Below are 16,387 nucleotides of genomic sequence, written 5' to 3' on the forward strand. Positions count from 1 at the left end.
CTGCCAGGTGCCTTTCGCTCAGAACAGGTCGATGCTGCCGGTGCTGGTCGGCTGCAGCTCGCCCTGACGCACCAGTGACTCAAACGCGTAGGTGCGGTTGCGACCCTGGTTCTTGGCGAAGTACAGCGCCTTGTCGGCCCGGTCGAGCACGATATCCGGGTGATCGTGTGTACCGATGCAGGCAAAGCCCAGGCTGACGGTGACGCGTCCCACCTGCGGGAAATCCATGGCTGCCACACGGGAACGGAACACTTCGAGCATCTCGAACACGCTCTGCTCGGTGCCGTTTTCGATCAGTACCACGAACTCTTCGCCGCCGAAGCGGAACAGGGCGTCGGGAGCGTGAAAGCAGGCGCGCATGGTGCGTGCCAGCAGCAGGATGACCTCGTCGCCATAGACGTGCCCGTAGGTGTCGTTGATGCGCTTGAAGTGGTCGATGTCCAGCAATACCAGCCACGAGGTATGGGCGTCGGCGAGGCCTTCCTGGTTGCGCTGGCGTGCCAAATGCCGCTGCAGGTGGCGATCGAACGTGCGCCGGTTGTAGAGGCCGGTCAGCTTGTCGCGTTCGCTGTCTTCCAGCAGCGCCATGTAGTTGGCGTAGATGCGTGCGAAGCCTTCGGTGAGCAGGCGGGCCTGCCCCAGGTGCTCGCGCGTCACTCGAAGGCACAGCACGCCGAATTCGCGTGCATCCTGCCGTAACGGGGTGCAGATGCGGGCCATAGGCATCTGCGATTCGACCACGGTCTGCTGCAGGTGCTCGCAACGTTGCAGGGTTGCGCGCTCTTCGCCGCTTGGCTCTTCATGGTCAACGCCGATGCCAAATATGCCGCTGGCATCCTGCGCGCAGCGAACTACGGTGGCCGGCTGGTCGGTTTCCAAGTGGTCGTGCCGGTACAGCATGACTTCGCTGGCGCCTGTCAGCTGCGCCAGTGACAGCACCAGACTGTGATCAAGGGCATCAAAATCGCGATGGCGCGTGATATCGGCCACCGAGGTCAGCAACTGGCCCGAGGCAGACGTGGCTGGCATGGCTGGAACCATGTCCAGGAGCTGCGATGTGGCGCCACGCGATCTTTCGGCGGCAGGCTTGAGAGTAGGCGTCGCGTCCGGCGACAAGGATGAGGCAGACACCAGGGCTGTTTCCGTATTTCACTTCATGCCAGTGGCCGGCCTTGCCTGAATTTACAAGACATTGACCGGAGCGATGGGGTGCAGGGAGAAACGGGGGCGGCGTGTACAGCGTAGCCAATCGTTTTTACAGCTGGTTGCACCGGGCGGGCTGCTACACCCGGGTCGATCCATTGACCGTGCCAACGAATACTAATAACACGTGTATGTATCAATGTGCCATTAGCCGTCGTTTTGTGACGTGTTTGGTGTTCGTAGTGTGATATATATCTCACATCAAGACTTGAATAATTTCAGCCGCGCATCTCCGTGCGGGCCAGGTATATGGGCTGGGGAGGCCTGTGTGATGGCTCGCAAGGAATGCTGGCTGGCTTATTGCAAATGAGGTGTGGATATCGTCCGGCCGGCGCTCGATTGTGCCTTGCGGTATCAGGGCGACACCACGCCTGGAGCTGCCGTGCTGGTACATCATTACAATCTTGCGCTGGTTGCGGTATCCGTGACCATCGCCATCGTCAATTCATACGTGTCATTCAGTGTCATCGGTCGCATCCTGCACAGCCGGGGCTGGCAGGCATCTGCGTGGGTGACGCTGGGTGCCATGGCCATGGGCTTTGGCGTGTGGTCGATGCATTTCGTCGGCATGCTGGCTTTCGACATCGGCACACCACTGGGATACAGCACCGGCCTGACCTTGCTCTCCGTCGTGCCGGCGATATTGGCTGCTGGCATCGTGTGCCGGCAGATGGCCTCGCCAAAGATCACCACGGCGAGTCTGGCGCTGGCCGGAACGGTGATGGGAGCGGGTGTCGGTGCCATGCACTACACCGGCATGGCGGCGATGCGGATGTCGCCGTCCATCGTGTGGGACTGGGCCATCGTCGTCTTGTCGGTGCTGTTTGCTGTGGCGGGTTCCATTGCCTCGCTGGCCGTGGGTGTGAGAGTGGGGCTGGAGCGGCGGCGCTCACGCCGGGTCGCCTGGCGTATCGCCGCATCGGTGGTAATGGGTTGCACCGTCTCGGGCATGCACTATCTGGGTATGGCGGCCGCGGGGTTGCGTCAGGGAGCCCTCTGTCTTACGGCGCACGACCTGGTGCATGGGCGCTGGCTGGCCATGGTCGTGACGGTCGTCGCGCTGGGCGTACTGGTATCCACTGCGCTGATGGCGCTGGCGCACCAGCGCGTGCAGCGACACTCGCGCCGCATGGATGTGGAATTGGAGCAGGCGCGCAGTGCTCTGCACTTCCAGGCCTTTCACGACACCCTGACGGGGTTGCCCAACCGCGCCATGATGATGGAGAAGCTGCGCGATGCATTGCAGCGCCAGGAGCACTCCCCGGTCGCGGTGATGTTCATCGACCTTGATGGGTTCAAGACCATCAATGACTCGTTGGGCCATGAGGCGGGCGATATGTTCCTGTGTTCGGTGGCCGCCGCTTTGCGCAACAGCGTGCGGGAGCGTGACACCGTGGCCCGCTTTGGCGGCGACGAGTTCGTGATTGCGCTGGAACGCTTTGGCGGCATGGACAACCTGGTGCGCATATGCCGCAAGATCCTCGATCTGGTGTCGCGTCCGGTGGTCATGGATGGTCATCCAATGACCGTGTCGCCTTCCATTGGTGTGGCCCTGGCCCCGCGCGACGGCAACGATGCCGAAACCCTGCTTCGCAATGCCGATGCCGCCATGTATGCGGTGAAGGAGACCGGCAAGGCGGATTTTCGTTTCTTCGAACGCGGCATGCATGAAATGGCGCGTGAGCGTCTGACCCTGACCATGGACCTGCGCGATGCGCTGATGCGTGAGCAGATCCGGGTGGTCTATCAGCCCAAGTGGTCGCTATCCAGTGGTCAAGTGGTTGGTGTCGAGGCGCTGGCACGTTGGCACCATAACGAACGTGGCGAAGTGCCGCCGCTGGTTTTCGTGCCGGTGGCCGAGCGTTCGGGCATGATCTCGATGCTGGGCGAGCAGGTATTAAAGCAGGTGCTGCGTCAGGTCGAACGTTGGGATGACGAGGGTTTGCACGTCGACTATGTGACGATCAATCTCTCGCTGCAGGAATTGCGCGCGCCCGCCTTTGCCGATCGGCTGTGCCGGCTGGTGCAAGAGCACGAGGTGGACCCGGCGCGGATCCGTTTTGAGATTACCGAGTCAACGGCGATGCGCGATCCCGAGCAGATGCTCGATCAGTTGCGTGATCTGCGTGATCGGGGATTTTCACTGCTGGTGGATGACTTCGGCACGGGCTATTCCAGCCTGCAGTATCTGCGTCAGATGCCGGTTAGCACGATCAAGATCGATCAATCATTCGTGCGCGGCAGTCAGCAGAATTTTGCCGATCGGGAGATTACCGAAGCGATCGTCGCGCTGGCCAAGAAACTGCATCTGGAAACCGTGGCTGAGGGCGTGGAAACCCAGGCTCAGGTCAACTGGCTGCGCGACTTGGGGTGCGACGTGGCACAAGGCTTTTTCTTCAATCCACCGATGGCGCCCGAGGCCCTGGGCGAAGTGCTGCGCCGGGGCGCCTGCGCTCTTTCCTGAGCGCTGGCGCCTGCTTTCAGAAGCGGTCGACGCTGGCGATATCCCAATCATGCTGCCAGTGTTTGGGCACCGGCCCGCTCAGGAACTCGCCCTCGCGAGCATAATAGAACAGCTCATCATAGGCCTCGGCCACACCGGCCGAGGCGCGGCGATAGATGCGATCCGGGCCAAGATCCTCCGGGCGCGAACAGCCCAGCGCGCCACACAGTTCCTTGAAACTGCTGATGGTGTTCTTGTGATAGCGCATCACATGCTGGGCGCGGTCATCCACATTGAGCGCGCGCGCACGTTTGGGGTCCTGCGTGGCCACGCCGGTGGGGCAGGTGTTGGTGTGGCAGCGCATGGCCTGGATGCAGCCGACGGCAAACATCATCGGCCGCGCCACGTTGCAGACGTCGGCGCCCAGCGCGATCTTCATCACCATGTCGAAGCCTGAAACGACTTTGCCGCTGGCGATAAGGCGAATGTCCTTGCGCAGGTCCAGGCCGGTCAGCAGGCTGTGCACGAAGGGCAGTGCTTCGTTGATGGTAAGGCCGATGTTGTCGGAAAGCTCGATGGGCGCGGCGCCGGTACCACCCTCGGCGCCATCGATGGTGATGAAGTCCGGACGCACTCCGGTATCGAGCATGGCCTTGCAGATGCCCATGAATTCGCTGCGCCGACCCACACACAACTTGAAGCCCACCGGCTTGCCGTTGCACAGCTTGCGAAGGCGCACGATGAAGTCCATCAGCTCGCGCGGCGTGGAAAATTCCGGGTGCGAGGCGGGCGACAGACAGTCCTCGTTTTCGGGCACTTCGCGCACCTGTGCAATCTGTTTGTTGACCTTCGATGCCGGCAACATGCCGCCATGACCGGGCTTGGCGCCCTGCGAGATCTTGATCTCGATCATGCGGATTTCGTCCTTGTTCGACTTGGTGGCGAACTCGGCGTCATTGAAGCGACCTTCTTTGGTGCGGCAGCCGAAGTAGCCCGAACCGATTTCCCAGATCACGTCTGCGCCGTATTCCAGATGGTAGGGAGTGAGGCCGCCTTCGCCGGTATCCTGGGCAAAGCCGCCCAGCTTCGCGCCCTGGTTCATCGCCAGCACCGCATTGCTTGATAGCGCGCCAAAGCTCATCGCCGAGATGTTCATGCGCGAGCTGTTATAGGGCTTGGTGCATTGCGGCCCACCGATGGTCACGCGCATGCAGTCATCGTTAACGTCTTTGACGGAAATCGAATGCAGGGCAAAGTTGAAGCCCTCCGCATCAACGTCGTACTCGGTTCCAAAAGGGTGCGTGCCAGCGTTCCCGGCGCCGCGCGACTTGATCAGGTCGCGCTGCTGGCGGTTGAACGGACGGCCGCTCTTGTCATCTTCCAGAAAATACTGGCGAATCTCCGGACTGATGAATTCCATCACGTAGCGGATGTGGCCGATGACCGGATAGTTGGACAGTACGTTGTGGGTGGAGAAAACGTCATATACGCCCAGCCCAATCAGTGGCACCACCACGATCAAGGCGTACAGCGCGCCTGGGTGCCAGGGCGCCAGCGCCGCGATGGCGGCCAAAGCCAGCACACTCAGTACGTAGAAGACGATTCGCCACATGGATCAGGCTCCTTGCATGGATGCGGCGGGCAGTGCCGACCGCCGTTGACAGGTGTATTCACCAAGGATGCACCGGCGCCCGTCATGTCGCAGTGAAATGTGAACGAGACGGGTGAACATAGAGTCGCCATTCATTTGCCCGTCCCCATGATGGCCATCAACCCAACCAAGATGGAGGCAACGCTCATGAATGATCGAGCCGAATGGAATACCGTCTGGGAAGGCGATATCGAGCAGCGCTCGCTGAGCATCGAACGCAACCCCGAGTCGGGCTTTTACAAAGTTCAGGCTACCCAGAACCGCCACGATGAGGGCATTGCCTATCAGGAAGGCAAGGACTACGCCCACGTCAGTCCCGCCAGCAAGGGTGAAGCAGTGGAAGCAGAGGCGTCCTCGCCGCAGATGCTCAAGGAGGTGCTGACCGAGATGCATTTTTCCACCGAGGCGGTAAATCAGGTATTGGACAGGGCGGATATCAAGGCATGAACAGGCACTGCGAAGGCAGTGGCATGGCTCCGGCGTCACAGCAGTATGTGGCGCCGGTTTTGTGTGGGCCTGTCACCGGGATCCGGGCATGAGCGTGCCCGCCGGTCCGGCAGCCCTCCCCAAGGTTTGCTCGGCGTATGATGAACATGGGCGATTGCGGGGTGGATGGGCGGTCAGCGCCATGGCACGTCAGCAGATCAATACCGAGCGAGCAATGATCGGGCGGCTGCACCGTCTGCGCGCACTGGGACTTGGTCTGGGCGCGGTTTGCGTGGGGGGTACCCTGGCACAGCTCGGTGCCCCCTGGTGGGCTTGGTTGCTGCTGGCCTTGCAAGGGTTGCTCTGGCCGCATGCGGCACGCTGGTTGGCGCTGCATTCGCGTTCACCACGCGAGGCCGAGTTTCGACATCTGGTTCTCGACTGTGCGGCCGGTGGCGCCTGGGTCGCCGCCATGCAGTTCAGCCTGGTGCCGTCGGCGGTAACCGTCGCCATGCTGGCGATGGCCTGCGTCAGCACGGGGGGCTGGCGGCAACTTTTGCACGCCTTGAGTGCCCAGGTGATTGCTTGTGCGGGCGTGGCGGCGCTCAACAATTTTGCCGCCCAGCCGCAGAGCACCGTGCTGGAGATGCTGGCGGCGTTGCCGTTGCTGATGTTGTATCCGGTGGCCGTGGCATCGGCAACCTATCGACTGGCGCTGCGTTTTCGCAACCAGAATCGGTTGCTGGCCAAGCTCAACCGGACCGAAGCGCTGACCGGTCTGCCCAATCGACGCTATTGGGAAGAGGTCGCCACGACGGAGCTGGCACGGGTGCAACAGGGTCATGGCAGCGCCGTTTTGGCAATGATCGATATCGATCATTTCAAGCGCATCAACGACAGCCTTGGGCACACCACGGGTGACGCGCTGCTCCGTCGTCTGGCGCAGATTGTGCGCGGCTGTATTCGCAAGGGCGATACCCCTGGCCGCTATGGGGGTGACGAATTTGGGCTGGTCATGCCCAACATCGGCCTGCGCGATGCGGAAGTCATCGCCGAGGCCATTCGTAGCCGCGCGGCCGCCTGCCTGGATGAAGAGGGCGTGCGCTGGACGGTGAGCATCGGTCTTGCCGAAGCAAGTGCCGATACGCTGGACACCTTGAGCTGGATCAGCGGTGCCGATGCCGAGCTGTATCGTGCCAAATCCCAGGGGCGTAACCGGGTTTGCTCGGCGCCCGCCGAGCTGGGCGAATCACGCACTTCATCCTGAGCTGGCCGCACGGGCCACGCTTGCTTTGGGTTAAGCTGACCGGCCTTAGCCACAGCCGGATGTTCGCATGCTTGTCACCCTGTTGCTGATTGCCGCGACCGGCATCGTGTCGTTCATGGCCTTCAGCCGTGCCTCGCTGACCCAGCGTCTGGTGTTGTGGCCGCCGGCGATTCAGCGAGGCCAGGCCTATCGCCTGCTCAGCTACGGTCTGGTGCATGCAGACATGCAACACCTCTTGTTCAACATGATCACGCTGTTCTTTTTCGGTCGAGCCATCGAGGGCTTCTTTGCCGAGCGTATCGGTGAACTGGGGTTTGCGCTGTTCTATGCCAGTGCCTTGATCGTGTCGATCGCCCCCAGTTACCTAAAGCATCGCCGTGATGGCGCCTACATCAGTATGGGGGCGTCGGGAGCCGTGTCGGCGGTGCTGTTTGCCTTCATCCTGCTTTCGCCATGGTCGCTGATTTTCGTTTTCATCGTGCCGCTGCCGGCCATTCTCTACGCCGCCATGTATGTGGGTTACTCGATATGGGCCGAGCGCCGCGGCAATGACAATGTCAATCACAGTGCGCATCTGTGGGGTGGGCTGTACGGCATCATATTCACGCTGCTGATGGAGCCGCGCGTGGGCGGTGTATTCCTGACACGCCTGCTGCACCCTTCCTTTGGCTGAACAGCGGTTGGGAGGGCTCAGACCTCTTTCATCATCGGGCGGCTATAAACGCCGGTATGAGCATCTCTGACGCCCGGGATCAGGGGACCGGACCAGAAACACCCCAGGACGCGACCGCACTAGCACCGGACGCGCCATTTTTTATCGTGCTCAACGGAGGTTCCGGCAGCGACGGGCTCGATGAGCGCAAGCAGCATGTGGCACGCGTGCTCGAGCAGGCCGGGCGTCGGCATGAATTTCTGATTACCAGCACGCCGTCGGAGCTGCCGGATCTGGCCACGCAGGCCTGCAAGAAGGCCCACGCCGAAAACGGCGCGGTGGTGGTGGCCGGTGGCGATGGCTCCATCAATACGGTAGTCAAGCAGATACTGGGCAGTGACGTACCACTGGGCCTGCTGCCACAGGGAACCTTCAACTACAACGGTCGTAACCGCGGCATCCCCGAGGAATTGGAGGACGCCGTGCGCGCGCTGTTGCGTGCGCACGTTGAGCCGGTGCAGGTCGGGAGGGTCAATGACGAAGTGTTCATGGTCAATGCCAGCCTGGGCCTGTATCCGCAGTTGCTGGAAGACCGAGAGGGCTTCAAGCAACGCTTCGGGCGCAGCCGGCTGGTGGCGATGGTGTCCGGGCTGGTGTCGCTGCTGCGCGACTACCATCGCCTGAGCCTGGAGGTCGAGTGCGACGGTGACCGACAGGTACTGGAAACCAGCACGCTGGTGGTCGGCAACAATCGTCTGCAACTGGAGCAGATCGGCATCGACAGCGCCGCCCAGGTCGAGCAGGGGCGACTGGTCGGTATCGCGGTGAGCCCGATCGGAGCACCATCGCTGCTCTGGCTGGCGTTGCGCGGGCTTATGGGCCGGCTGGGCGATGACGACAACGAGCGCACCGTGGTGTTTCGCGAGCTTTGCGTGCGCTCACTGGGGCGGCGCAAGCATCACGGCCATATCAAGGTGGCCGTCGATGGTGAACTGTGCAAGATGTCGCTGCCGCTGCGCTTTCGTGTCGATCCATCGCCCCTGCAGTTGTTGGTTCCACACGCCGACGATGCGCGGCGGGAGGCGCCGTGAGTCAGCTGCTGCAGATCTCCGATACGCACTTTGGCACCGAGCGCCCGCAGGCGGTGGAGGCGTTGTTGCGCCTGGCGCGTGATCTCAAGCCCGACGTGGTGGTGATTTCAGGCGATATCACCCAGCGCGCGCGCCGCGACCAGTTTCGCGCCGCCGGTCATTTCGTCGAGCGCCTGCCGGAAAGCGCCCGTGTGATTGTGCCCGGCAATCACGATATCCCGCTCTACAATTTATACGCCCGGCTGTCACAACCCTACGCCGGCTATCGGCGAGTGTTCGGACGCGATCTGGAGCCGGTCTGGGAAAGTGACGACATGCTGGTGGTGGGGCTCAATACCACCCGCTACTACCGGCACAAGGACGGTGAGATTTCCGCCTCGCAGGTCGGGCGGGTCTGCGCCATGCTGGCCGAATCGCCCGAGTCGCAGCTGCGCGTGGTGGTCACCCACCAGCCGATGCATGTGATTCGGCCCACTGACGAGGCCAATCTGTTGCACGGTGCCGAGGAGGCCGCCTACGCCTTGGTGGGAGCGGGCGTGGACGTGTTGATGGGCGGGCATATTCACCTGCCATACGCGCGGCCGCTGCGCGAGCGCTATCCGGAGTTGCCACGCGATGCCTGGGTGGTACAGGCAGGCACGGCGGTATCGCATCGCCTGCGTGGTGACATTTCCAATTCGGTCAACACCATTTCCTACGACGCGCGCATGCGCCCGCTCAACTTTCTTTCAAGGCGCTGGGACTACGACCAGGCCAATGATGCTTTCGTTGAGGCCGAGCGACGGCTGATCGACCTGGACCGTGGTGGAGTTGCCCACCATCCGGCCGAGGCGCGCAGCGCCTGAACCGGCGCCATCGGTTCACACCGATACAACATTCCCTTCGCGCCGCTCTGGCGTGCTGGCCCCCAGCATGGAACCCGACGCACCGGCAGCGACGGCGCTGCCGCGTGTTTCCCCCGTCACACGCAATCTACGCGAGGTATTCCATGAGCCGCACGATCGAGAACAAGAAAGTCGCCATTGTGGCCACCCACGGCTTTGAGCAGTCCGAGCTGGAGCAGCCGCTCAAGGCGCTGCGCGAAGCCGGCGCCCAGGTGCATGTGGTGTCGCCCGAGAGCGGCAAGATTCAGGGTTTTGAGCACACCGAGAAGGGCCGCGAAGTGGGTGTGGACAAGGCCGTGGCCGACGTGTCGGCCGACGACTACGATGCGCTGGTGATTCCCGGTGGCCTGTTCAATCCCGACCAACTGCGCCATAACGATCAGGTACTGAGCTTCGCCAAGGGCTTCTTCAAGGCGGGCAAGCCGGTTGGCGCGATCTGCCATGGTCCCTGGGTGCTGATCAATGCCGAGCTGGTGCAGGGGCGCAAGATGACCTCCGTCGGCTCGATCCAGAAGGATCTCGCCAACGCCGGTGCCGACTGGGTCGATCAGGAAGTGGTGGTCGACAAGGGGCTGGTCACCAGTCGTACGCCGAAGGACCTGCCGGCCTTCTGCAGCAAGCTGATCGAGGAGATTGCCGAAGGCAAGCACGCCGGGCAGAAGCGTTCGGCCGCCTGACCTTGGCAAGACCTGGAGCATCCTTTCGGTTCAGAGTGTCGGAAGGAATGCGGCAAGGAAAAAGCGCCTGCGTTGTGCAGGCGCTTTTTTTGTACCCGCCGCGATCGCGTTACTGATCGGTGATCACCCTGGCGATGTGGTCGATGTCGTGATGCACGGAAGGCCCGATGGGGCGGCCGTGAGGGCTGAGCCGGCGTCGGTAGCGATCGAGCATGATCGAGAACGCCAGGTGCTGGCCCGAAGCATCGGTGACATAACCTGACAATGCATAGCTGAAGCGCAGTGTGCCGGTCTTGGCGTGCATGTTGCCGGCCGCGCGCGTGTGACGTAGCCGATAGCGCAGCGTGCCATCGACGCCGGCCGTGGGCATGGCATCGTGATAGACCTGATAGAACGGTTGCCTGGCCGCCCAGTGCAGCAGCTGGGTGGTGGCGAATGGGCTGACCAGGTCCTTGCGCGACAAGCCGCTGCCCTCCTCGAACATGGCCTGATCCGGGCCAATGCCGGCGGTGCCGAGCAGCTCGCGCAGCGCGCACAGCCCCCAGCCTTCGCTGGTGTGTGGCAGGCGGCGCAGGTCACTGCAGCGCCCCATCGCCTGCTGTGTGACACCGACATCCAGCAGCAGTGTTTGCGCGTAGAGATTGTCCGAGTGCTTGAGCGTGTGATGCACCATCGCCGACAGCGGCTCGGATTGCACCTGGCCGATGGCCACGGTGCCGGGCGCATCGCTGAGCGTATCCGGATAGGGCCAATAGCGGCTGACCACATGCCCGCGCAAGGTGATGCCGTGGCGGGCCAGTGCATCGGCCAGCATGCGCCCGGCCATGCGCGCCGGATCGGGTGCCGACAGGCGGAAACTGCGCGGGGCCGAGTGCCGGTGCAGGCCGCCGTAGACATACAGCGTGTCGCTGCCGGCCGGGCGGTACAGCCCCAGGTCGTTGCGCGCCGAGCTGGGAATGTTCTGGGTCAGGTTGACCACTTTCAGGCCCAGCTTGGAAGGGCGCGTGCGCACGCTGCAGCACTGGCCATCATGCATGCCGACTCGCACCGAAAAGGCATTGCCCTTCACTGCCAGTGCGGTGGGCGATGCGGCAAACCACGACTGCAGGTCGTTGGCCTCCCAGCCCGCGCCCACACGCGGACCGCTGAAGTGGGTGGCATCGGCAATCAGGTCGCCATCCACGTGCTTCACGCCTGCGGCAGCAAGATCCTTGGCCAGCGCATCGGCCCAGGCGGTGGGGCTGCGATGATCGCTGCCCGAGCCCAGGCTGGGATCGCCGCGTCCGTACAGCACCAGGTCGCCATGCAGTACCTGCCCGCTGGGCGCGCGGGTGGCGTACAGGGAGGTGGTGATGCGGTCATCGGCGCCCAGCCGGTGCAGGGCCAGGGCGGTGGTGTAGAGCTTGGTATTAGAGGCCGGAATGAACAGCTTGTCGGCGTTGTGCGCGTACAGCACCTTGCCCGTGTCCAGTGAAATGACGCGGATGCCCCAGGTGGCGGCGGCAAAGCGGGGCTGGCTGACAAAACGGTCCAGCGCGCGCTTGATTGCACTGTCCGGCGGGTTTTCGGACGGCGCGGTGTCTAGCTTCGCTGGTGATGGGGCCGGGGCTGTGGCGTGTGGGTTCGGCTGAGGCGCCGGGGCGGTCGTGCCGCTTTCAGGTGGCGGCGTCTTGTCGGCGCCTGCATGGGCCGGCGCGGATGTTTGATGCGCGGGTGGCGTGGTGGGATGGGGTTGGGCAGGCGTGCTGGCGCAAGCGGCCAGGGCCATCGGCAATGCGGCGGCCAGGGCCGTGCCGAGCAGGCGGCGTGGGTAACAGGCAGTCACGGTCGGGCAGGTACTCCGGGCGGGTTGGGGATCACGGTTCGGGGCTGTCGAGCAGCGCCCTGAGCGTGGGCGCGATGGCCGAGCTTACTTTCAGCTGCAGCAGGTCGTCGGCACGGGTGCGGCCCAGATTGATGGCCGCGATCGGTTGGCCGCGGCGGGCGGCGGCGCGGGCGAAGCGATAGCCGGAGTAGACCATCAGCGAGGAACCCACCACCAATAGCGCATCGGCCGCTTCCAGCGCCTGGCCCGCGGCCTGCACACGTTCGCGCGGCACGCCTTCGCCAAAAAACACCACATCGGGTTTGAGAATGCCGCCGCAGATCGGGCAGGGCGGAATGCGGAAGCGGGCAAAGTCGTGGCCGTCCAGGTCGGCATCGCCGTCCGGCGCGGTGTCGGCGCTCAGCGCGGCCCACTCCGGGTTGAGATCGGCCAGCTGCGTCTGGAAGGCATCGCGTGGCGAACGGGTGTCGCACTGCATGCAGCGCACCACATCCAGGCGCCCGTGCAGATCGATCACCTGCTCGCTGCCGGCGGCCTGATGCAGACGATCGACATTCTGCGTGATCAGGCACGGGACATGACCGCGCCGCTCCAGTTCGGCCAGTGCATGATGGGTGGCGTTGGGGCGGGCGTTGCCGAAGAAGCGCCAGCCGACCAGGCTGCGTGCCCAATAGCGGGCGCGCGTGGCCGTTTCACCCATGAAGGCCTGCAGCGTGATCGGCTGCGGACGCTTCCACTGTCCATCGCTGTCGCGGTAGTCGGGAATACCCGAATCGGTGCTGCAGCCGGCGCCGGTCAGCACGCACAGGCGCGGATGGTCGGCCACGAAGCGGCGCAGCGCATCCAGTGTGGCGGGAAAGTCCGGGTCCAGGGCGGTGGCTTGGGTCATGGCGCGGGTGTGGCGGGCGAAGGCCTCAGAGTGTGCCAGTTCCGCGTCGTGGTGTCGGCCCGCGGCGCGTGTGCTTGATTGCGCGCGTTCACCTCCCCATGTTGGACAGGCTGGCGCCGTGACGCCGCTTTCTCTCAAAGACGCACACGAGTGCCCGCATGATCATCCAGTCGCTGCTCGATACGGACCTTTACAAGTTCTCCATGATGCAGGTGGTGCTGCATCATTTTCCGGGTGCCGAGGTCGAGTACCGATTCCGCTGTCGCACGCCGGGTGTGGATCTGGTGCCCTGCATCGATGCCATCAAGGAGGAACTGGAGCATCTTTGCAGCCTGCGTTTTGGCGAGGACGAGCTGGCCTATCTGCGCCAGATGCGCTACCTGAAATCGGATTTTGTCGATTTCCTGGGCCTGTTCCGGCTCAATGCCAAGTACGTCACCATTGCGCCATCGGCCAAGGGCAATGGCGAAATCGACATCCATATCCGCGGACCGTGGCTGCACACGATCCTGTTCGAGATTCCGCTGCTGGCGATCGTCAACGAGGTGTATTTCCGTCAGACCGCGCCGGACGTCGACTTCGACCAAGGGCGCCAGCGCCTGGATACCAAGGTGCAGCTGCTGCGCGAGAGCGCCGGACACAGCGCCTGTCACATTGCCGATTACGGTACCCGCCGGCGGTTTTCGCGGTCATGGCACGAAGAGCTGCTGACGCATCTCAGTCGGGGCCTGGGTGAGCAGTTGGCAGGTACCAGCAACGTGTGGTTCGCCATGCGCCAGGAGCTGACGCCGTTGGGCAGCATGGCGCATGAATATCTGCAGGCGTGCCAGGCGCTAGGCCCACGGCTGCGCGATTCGCAGGTATTTGCGCTGGAAACCTGGGCGCAGGAATACCGCGGCGACCTGGGTATCGCGCTATCGGATGCCTACGGCCTGGATGCGTTTCTGCGTGATTTCGACATGTATTTCTGCAAGTTGTTCGACGGCGCGCGCCATGATTCGGGTGATCCGTTTGTATGGGGCGACCGCGTGCTTGCCCACTACGCCGATAATCGCGTCGACCCCAGCGACAAAGTACTGGTGTTCAGCGACAGCTTGACCATTCCCAAGGTGCTCGAGCTCTACGACTACTTCCAGGGGCGCTGCAAGTTGGCCTTCGGCGTGGGCACCAACCTGACCAATGATGTCGGCCCCGAGGCTTTGAACATCGTCATCAAGATGGTGCGATGCAATGGTCAGCCGGTGGCCAAGCTGACCGATTCGCCCGGCAAGAACATGTGCGAGGATGCCGGGTATCTGGCCTATCTGCGCCAGGTATTTGAAATCGACACGCCGGCCACCGTGAGCGCGTGAGCGCGCGCCGCTTGGACGGACGTCTGGATGGCTGTGACAGGGTAATTTTCATGTCGTCACATCCGCCCGCTACACTGGAGCACTCTTGCAGACCGACCGGCTGACACCCATGGGTTCGATCTACGACTTCCACGCACGTGATATCGCCGGCCACGACCGCTCGCTGGCCGAGTGGCGCGAGCAGGTGCTGCTGGTGGTGAACGTGGCCTCGCAGTGCGGATTCACCCCGCAGTACGAAGGCCTGCAATCGCTGCAGGATGATCTGGGGGCGCAGGGGTTTTCCGTGCTGGGGTTTCCCTGTGACCAGTTCGGCCATCAGGAGCCGGGCGACGAAGCGGCCATCGAGGCGTTTTGCAGCACCCGGTTCGGTGTCAGCTTTCCGATGTTTTCCAAGATTGCGGTCAACGGACATCGTGCCGATCCGCTGTTTCGCTGGCTGAAAGGCCAGGCACGAGGAGTGCTGGGCTCGCGCGCGATCAAGTGGAACTTCACCAAGTTTCTGGTCGATCGCGAAGGGCAGGTGTTGCGCCGGTATGCGCCGACCGCCAAGCCGGCACAGCTGCGCGCGGATATCGAAGCGCTACTGGCCTGAAAGCTTCAGGCACCGAACTCAGGCGCCAATGCTGGCGAACCCGCCGCGGGCATGAATGCGCCGCGCCAGCCAGGCCATGACCGCCCCGCGTGCCGCCATAAAGGCCAGAAACGCCAGCCACAGGCCGTGGTTGCCTAGGCCGTGCAAGGCCAGCGCCACGGCGATGAATACCAGCGCGGCTGCCTGCATGCCGTTGCGCATGTCGCGGGCCCGGGTGGCACCGACGAACAGGCCGTCGAACAGGTAGCTCCACACCGCGACCAGCGGCAGCACGGCCAGATACGGAAGATAGGCGTAGGCGGTAGTGCGCACGCTGGCAATGTCTGTCTGCATGTCCACGAAAAGGTGGCCGGCTACGGCAAAGCCGGCGGCAAACAACAGCGAGCCGATCAGCGACCAGCCGCCGGCCACCACCAGCGCCCGGCGTAAGCTGCCACTGTCACCTCGCCCCAGTGCCTGGCCGGTCAGCGCCTCGATGGCGTTGGCCAGGCCGTCCATGGCAAAGGCGGTAATCATCAGCCCGTTGAGTAGCAGGGCATTGGCGGCCACCACGCGGTCGCCCAGCCGCGAACCGAGCACGGTGACGGCAAAGAACACGCCTTGAAGGGCCAGCGTGCGCAACAGGATGTCGCGATTGACGGTGATCAGCGCCCGCCAGCTTTGCCAGCGCCGCAGTCCACGCAATGCCCAGGCGCCGGCATGGCGCCGCAATGGTGCCAACAGCAAGATCAGCCCCAGGGCGGTGCCGGCCCACTCACCCATCACCGAGGCCAGCGCAATACCCGGCACACCCATGCCCAGCCCAAGTACCAGAAGGAGATTCAGCATCACGTTGCCGACGTTGCTCAGCACCATCACCGCCAGCGTGGCGCGCGGCCGGTGAATGCCTAAAAACCAGCCGGCCAGGGCGTAGTTGGAAAGCGCGGCCGGCAGGCCGAACAGGCGCACGTTCAGGTAGCCGACAGCTTGCGCATCAAGCTCGGCCGAAGGCTTCATCAGCGCCATTATCTGCGCCAGCAAAGGGCGCATGATGGCGTTGGCCATGAGCGCCAGGAGCAGTGCCATGGTCAGCGCCTGCACCAGCACCTGGCGCAGCGCGCTGCCGTCCTCACGGCCATAGGCCTGAGCGGTAAATCCGATGGTGCCCATACGCAGGAAACCGCACAGCCACACCGGCAAACCGTAGATGGCGCTGCCCACTGCCACCGCGCCCAGCATGTGCGCATCGGCCAGGTGACCGGCCACGGCGCTGTCGACCAGGGCCACCAGCGGCACGCTCAGATTGGACACCATCATCGGCGCGGCCAGCGTCCATACGCGTCGATGCATGGATGTATCGCGCCAGTCGCGAAGCAGGGAGGACATTAGCTCAATCGGCCGTCTGGACGGCTGGGTAGTGTCCCATCGGCACGTGTTTCATGACAGGGAAAATTTG

At 63.4% G+C, this 16,387-nt stretch carries 14 protein-coding genes; 9 read left to right on the top strand and 5 right to left on the bottom strand.

The features are described from left to right. Nucleotides 1-18 precede the first annotated feature (18 nt). Nucleotides 19-1,029 carry a sensor domain-containing diguanylate cyclase gene (locus HBF24_RS07255; protein WP_240922276.1) on the bottom strand — a complete coding sequence of 337 codons (1,011 nt, stop codon included), beginning with the start codon at nt 1,027-1,029 and terminating at the stop codon, nt 19-21. Between the two features lie 556 nt (nt 1,030-1,585). Here HBF24_RS07255 and HBF24_RS07260 point away from each other — a divergent pair. Further along, the gene (locus tag HBF24_RS07260) at nt 1,586-3,667 is read left to right on the top strand and encodes a bifunctional diguanylate cyclase/phosphodiesterase (RefSeq protein ID WP_167171043.1); all 2,082 of its coding nucleotides are present in this window, start codon (nt 1,586-1,588) and stop codon (nt 3,665-3,667) included. Nucleotides 3,668-3,683: 16 nt separating this feature from the next. Here the strand turns inward: HBF24_RS07260 and HBF24_RS07265 are convergent, their stop codons facing one another. After that, the gene (locus HBF24_RS07265; RefSeq protein WP_167171046.1) at nt 3,684-5,258 is read right to left on the bottom strand and encodes an FMN-binding glutamate synthase family protein; all 1,575 of its coding nucleotides are present in this window, start codon (nt 5,256-5,258) and stop codon (nt 3,684-3,686) included. Between the two features lie 186 nt (nt 5,259-5,444). On the opposite strand from HBF24_RS07265, the gene HBF24_RS07270 reads away from it, so the two are divergent. The 6 genes from HBF24_RS07270 (at nt 5,445) to HBF24_RS07295 (ending at nt 10,294) form a co-directional block, all read left to right on the top strand. After that, nucleotides 5,445-5,744: a hypothetical protein gene (locus HBF24_RS07270; RefSeq protein WP_167171048.1), complete on the top strand. Its 300-nt coding sequence runs from the start codon at nt 5,445-5,447 to the stop codon at nt 5,742-5,744. A gap of 181 nt (nt 5,745-5,925) precedes the next feature. After that, nucleotides 5,926-6,990: a sensor domain-containing diguanylate cyclase gene (locus tag HBF24_RS07275; RefSeq protein WP_167171051.1), complete on the top strand. Its 1,065-nt coding sequence runs from the start codon at nt 5,926-5,928 to the stop codon at nt 6,988-6,990. A 67-nt stretch (nt 6,991-7,057) separates the two neighbouring features. Further along, the gene (locus tag HBF24_RS07280; protein ID WP_167171054.1) at nt 7,058-7,663 is read left to right on the top strand and encodes a rhomboid family intramembrane serine protease; all 606 of its coding nucleotides are present in this window, start codon (nt 7,058-7,060) and stop codon (nt 7,661-7,663) included. A 146-nt stretch (nt 7,664-7,809) separates the two neighbouring features. Next, nucleotides 7,810-8,733, top strand: a complete 924-nt coding sequence (locus HBF24_RS07285; protein WP_206064227.1) for a diacylglycerol kinase family protein — start codon at nt 7,810-7,812, stop codon at nt 8,731-8,733. Next, a complete protein-coding gene (locus HBF24_RS07290; protein ID WP_167171060.1) occupies nt 8,730-9,578 on the top strand; it encodes a metallophosphoesterase in 849 nt (282 codons plus the stop codon). Before HBF24_RS07285 ends, HBF24_RS07290 begins: the two co-directional genes overlap by 4 nt. A gap of 143 nt (nt 9,579-9,721) precedes the next feature. After that, nucleotides 9,722-10,294 carry a type 1 glutamine amidotransferase domain-containing protein gene (locus HBF24_RS07295; protein ID WP_167171063.1) on the top strand — a complete coding sequence of 191 codons (573 nt, stop codon included), beginning with the start codon at nt 9,722-9,724 and terminating at the stop codon, nt 10,292-10,294. A 109-nt stretch (nt 10,295-10,403) separates the two neighbouring features. Here the strand turns inward: HBF24_RS07295 and dacB are convergent, their stop codons facing one another. Then, nucleotides 10,404-12,119: a D-alanyl-D-alanine carboxypeptidase/D-alanyl-D-alanine-endopeptidase gene (gene dacB / locus HBF24_RS07300; protein ID WP_167171066.1), complete on the bottom strand. Its 1,716-nt coding sequence runs from the start codon at nt 12,117-12,119 to the stop codon at nt 10,404-10,406. A 31-nt stretch (nt 12,120-12,150) separates the two neighbouring features. Next, entirely contained in the window at nt 12,151-13,008 is an 858-nt protein-coding gene (locus HBF24_RS07305) for an NAD-dependent protein deacetylase (protein ID WP_167171069.1), read from the bottom strand. A gap of 158 nt (nt 13,009-13,166) precedes the next feature. Here HBF24_RS07305 and pncB point away from each other — a divergent pair, with 158 nt between their 5' ends. Both pncB and HBF24_RS07315 read left to right on the top strand, forming a co-directional pair. Next, nucleotides 13,167-14,360, top strand: a complete 1,194-nt coding sequence (gene pncB, locus HBF24_RS07310) for a nicotinate phosphoribosyltransferase (protein ID WP_167171072.1) — start codon at nt 13,167-13,169, stop codon at nt 14,358-14,360. A 109-nt stretch (nt 14,361-14,469) separates the two neighbouring features. Further along, a complete protein-coding gene (locus HBF24_RS07315) occupies nt 14,470-14,952 on the top strand; it encodes a glutathione peroxidase (RefSeq protein ID WP_167171454.1) in 483 nt (160 codons plus the stop codon). A gap of 18 nt (nt 14,953-14,970) precedes the next feature. Here HBF24_RS07315 and HBF24_RS07320 read toward each other — a convergent pair whose 3' ends face one another. Continuing rightward, a complete protein-coding gene (locus HBF24_RS07320) occupies nt 14,971-16,281 on the bottom strand; it encodes an MATE family efflux transporter (RefSeq protein ID WP_240922278.1) in 1,311 nt (436 codons plus the stop codon). Between the last annotated feature and the right edge of the window lie 106 nt (nt 16,282-16,387).

Source organism: Oleiagrimonas sp. C23AA, assembly GCF_011759385.1.
Taxonomy (GTDB): domain Bacteria; phylum Pseudomonadota; class Gammaproteobacteria; order Xanthomonadales; family Rhodanobacteraceae; genus Oleiagrimonas.

Excerpts from the sequence above, each read along its gene's own strand:
- HBF24_RS07255 (WP_240922276.1), bottom strand. The coding sequence starts at position 1,029 with ATGCCAGCCACGTCTGCCTCGGGCCAGTTGCTGACCTCGGTGGCCGAT.
- HBF24_RS07265 (WP_167171046.1), bottom strand. The coding sequence starts at position 5,258 with ATGTGGCGAATCGTCTTCTACGTACTGAGTGTGCTGGCTTTGGCCGCC.
- HBF24_RS07270 (WP_167171048.1), top strand. The coding sequence starts at position 5,445 with ATGAATGATCGAGCCGAATGGAATACCGTCTGGGAAGGCGATATCGAG.
- HBF24_RS07275 (WP_167171051.1), top strand. The coding sequence starts at position 5,926 with ATGGCACGTCAGCAGATCAATACCGAGCGAGCAATGATCGGGCGGCTG.
- HBF24_RS07280 (WP_167171054.1), top strand. The coding sequence starts at position 7,058 with ATGCTTGTCACCCTGTTGCTGATTGCCGCGACCGGCATCGTGTCGTTC.
- HBF24_RS07295 (WP_167171063.1), top strand. The coding sequence starts at position 9,722 with ATGAGCCGCACGATCGAGAACAAGAAAGTCGCCATTGTGGCCACCCAC.
- HBF24_RS07305 (WP_167171069.1), bottom strand. The coding sequence starts at position 13,008 with ATGACCCAAGCCACCGCCCTGGACCCGGACTTTCCCGCCACACTGGAT.
- pncB (WP_167171072.1), top strand. The coding sequence starts at position 13,167 with ATGATCATCCAGTCGCTGCTCGATACGGACCTTTACAAGTTCTCCATG.
- HBF24_RS07315 (WP_167171454.1), top strand. The coding sequence starts at position 14,470 with ATGGGTTCGATCTACGACTTCCACGCACGTGATATCGCCGGCCACGAC.
- HBF24_RS07320 (WP_240922278.1), bottom strand. The coding sequence starts at position 16,281 with ATGCATCGACGCGTATGGACGCTGGCCGCGCCGATGATGGTGTCCAAT.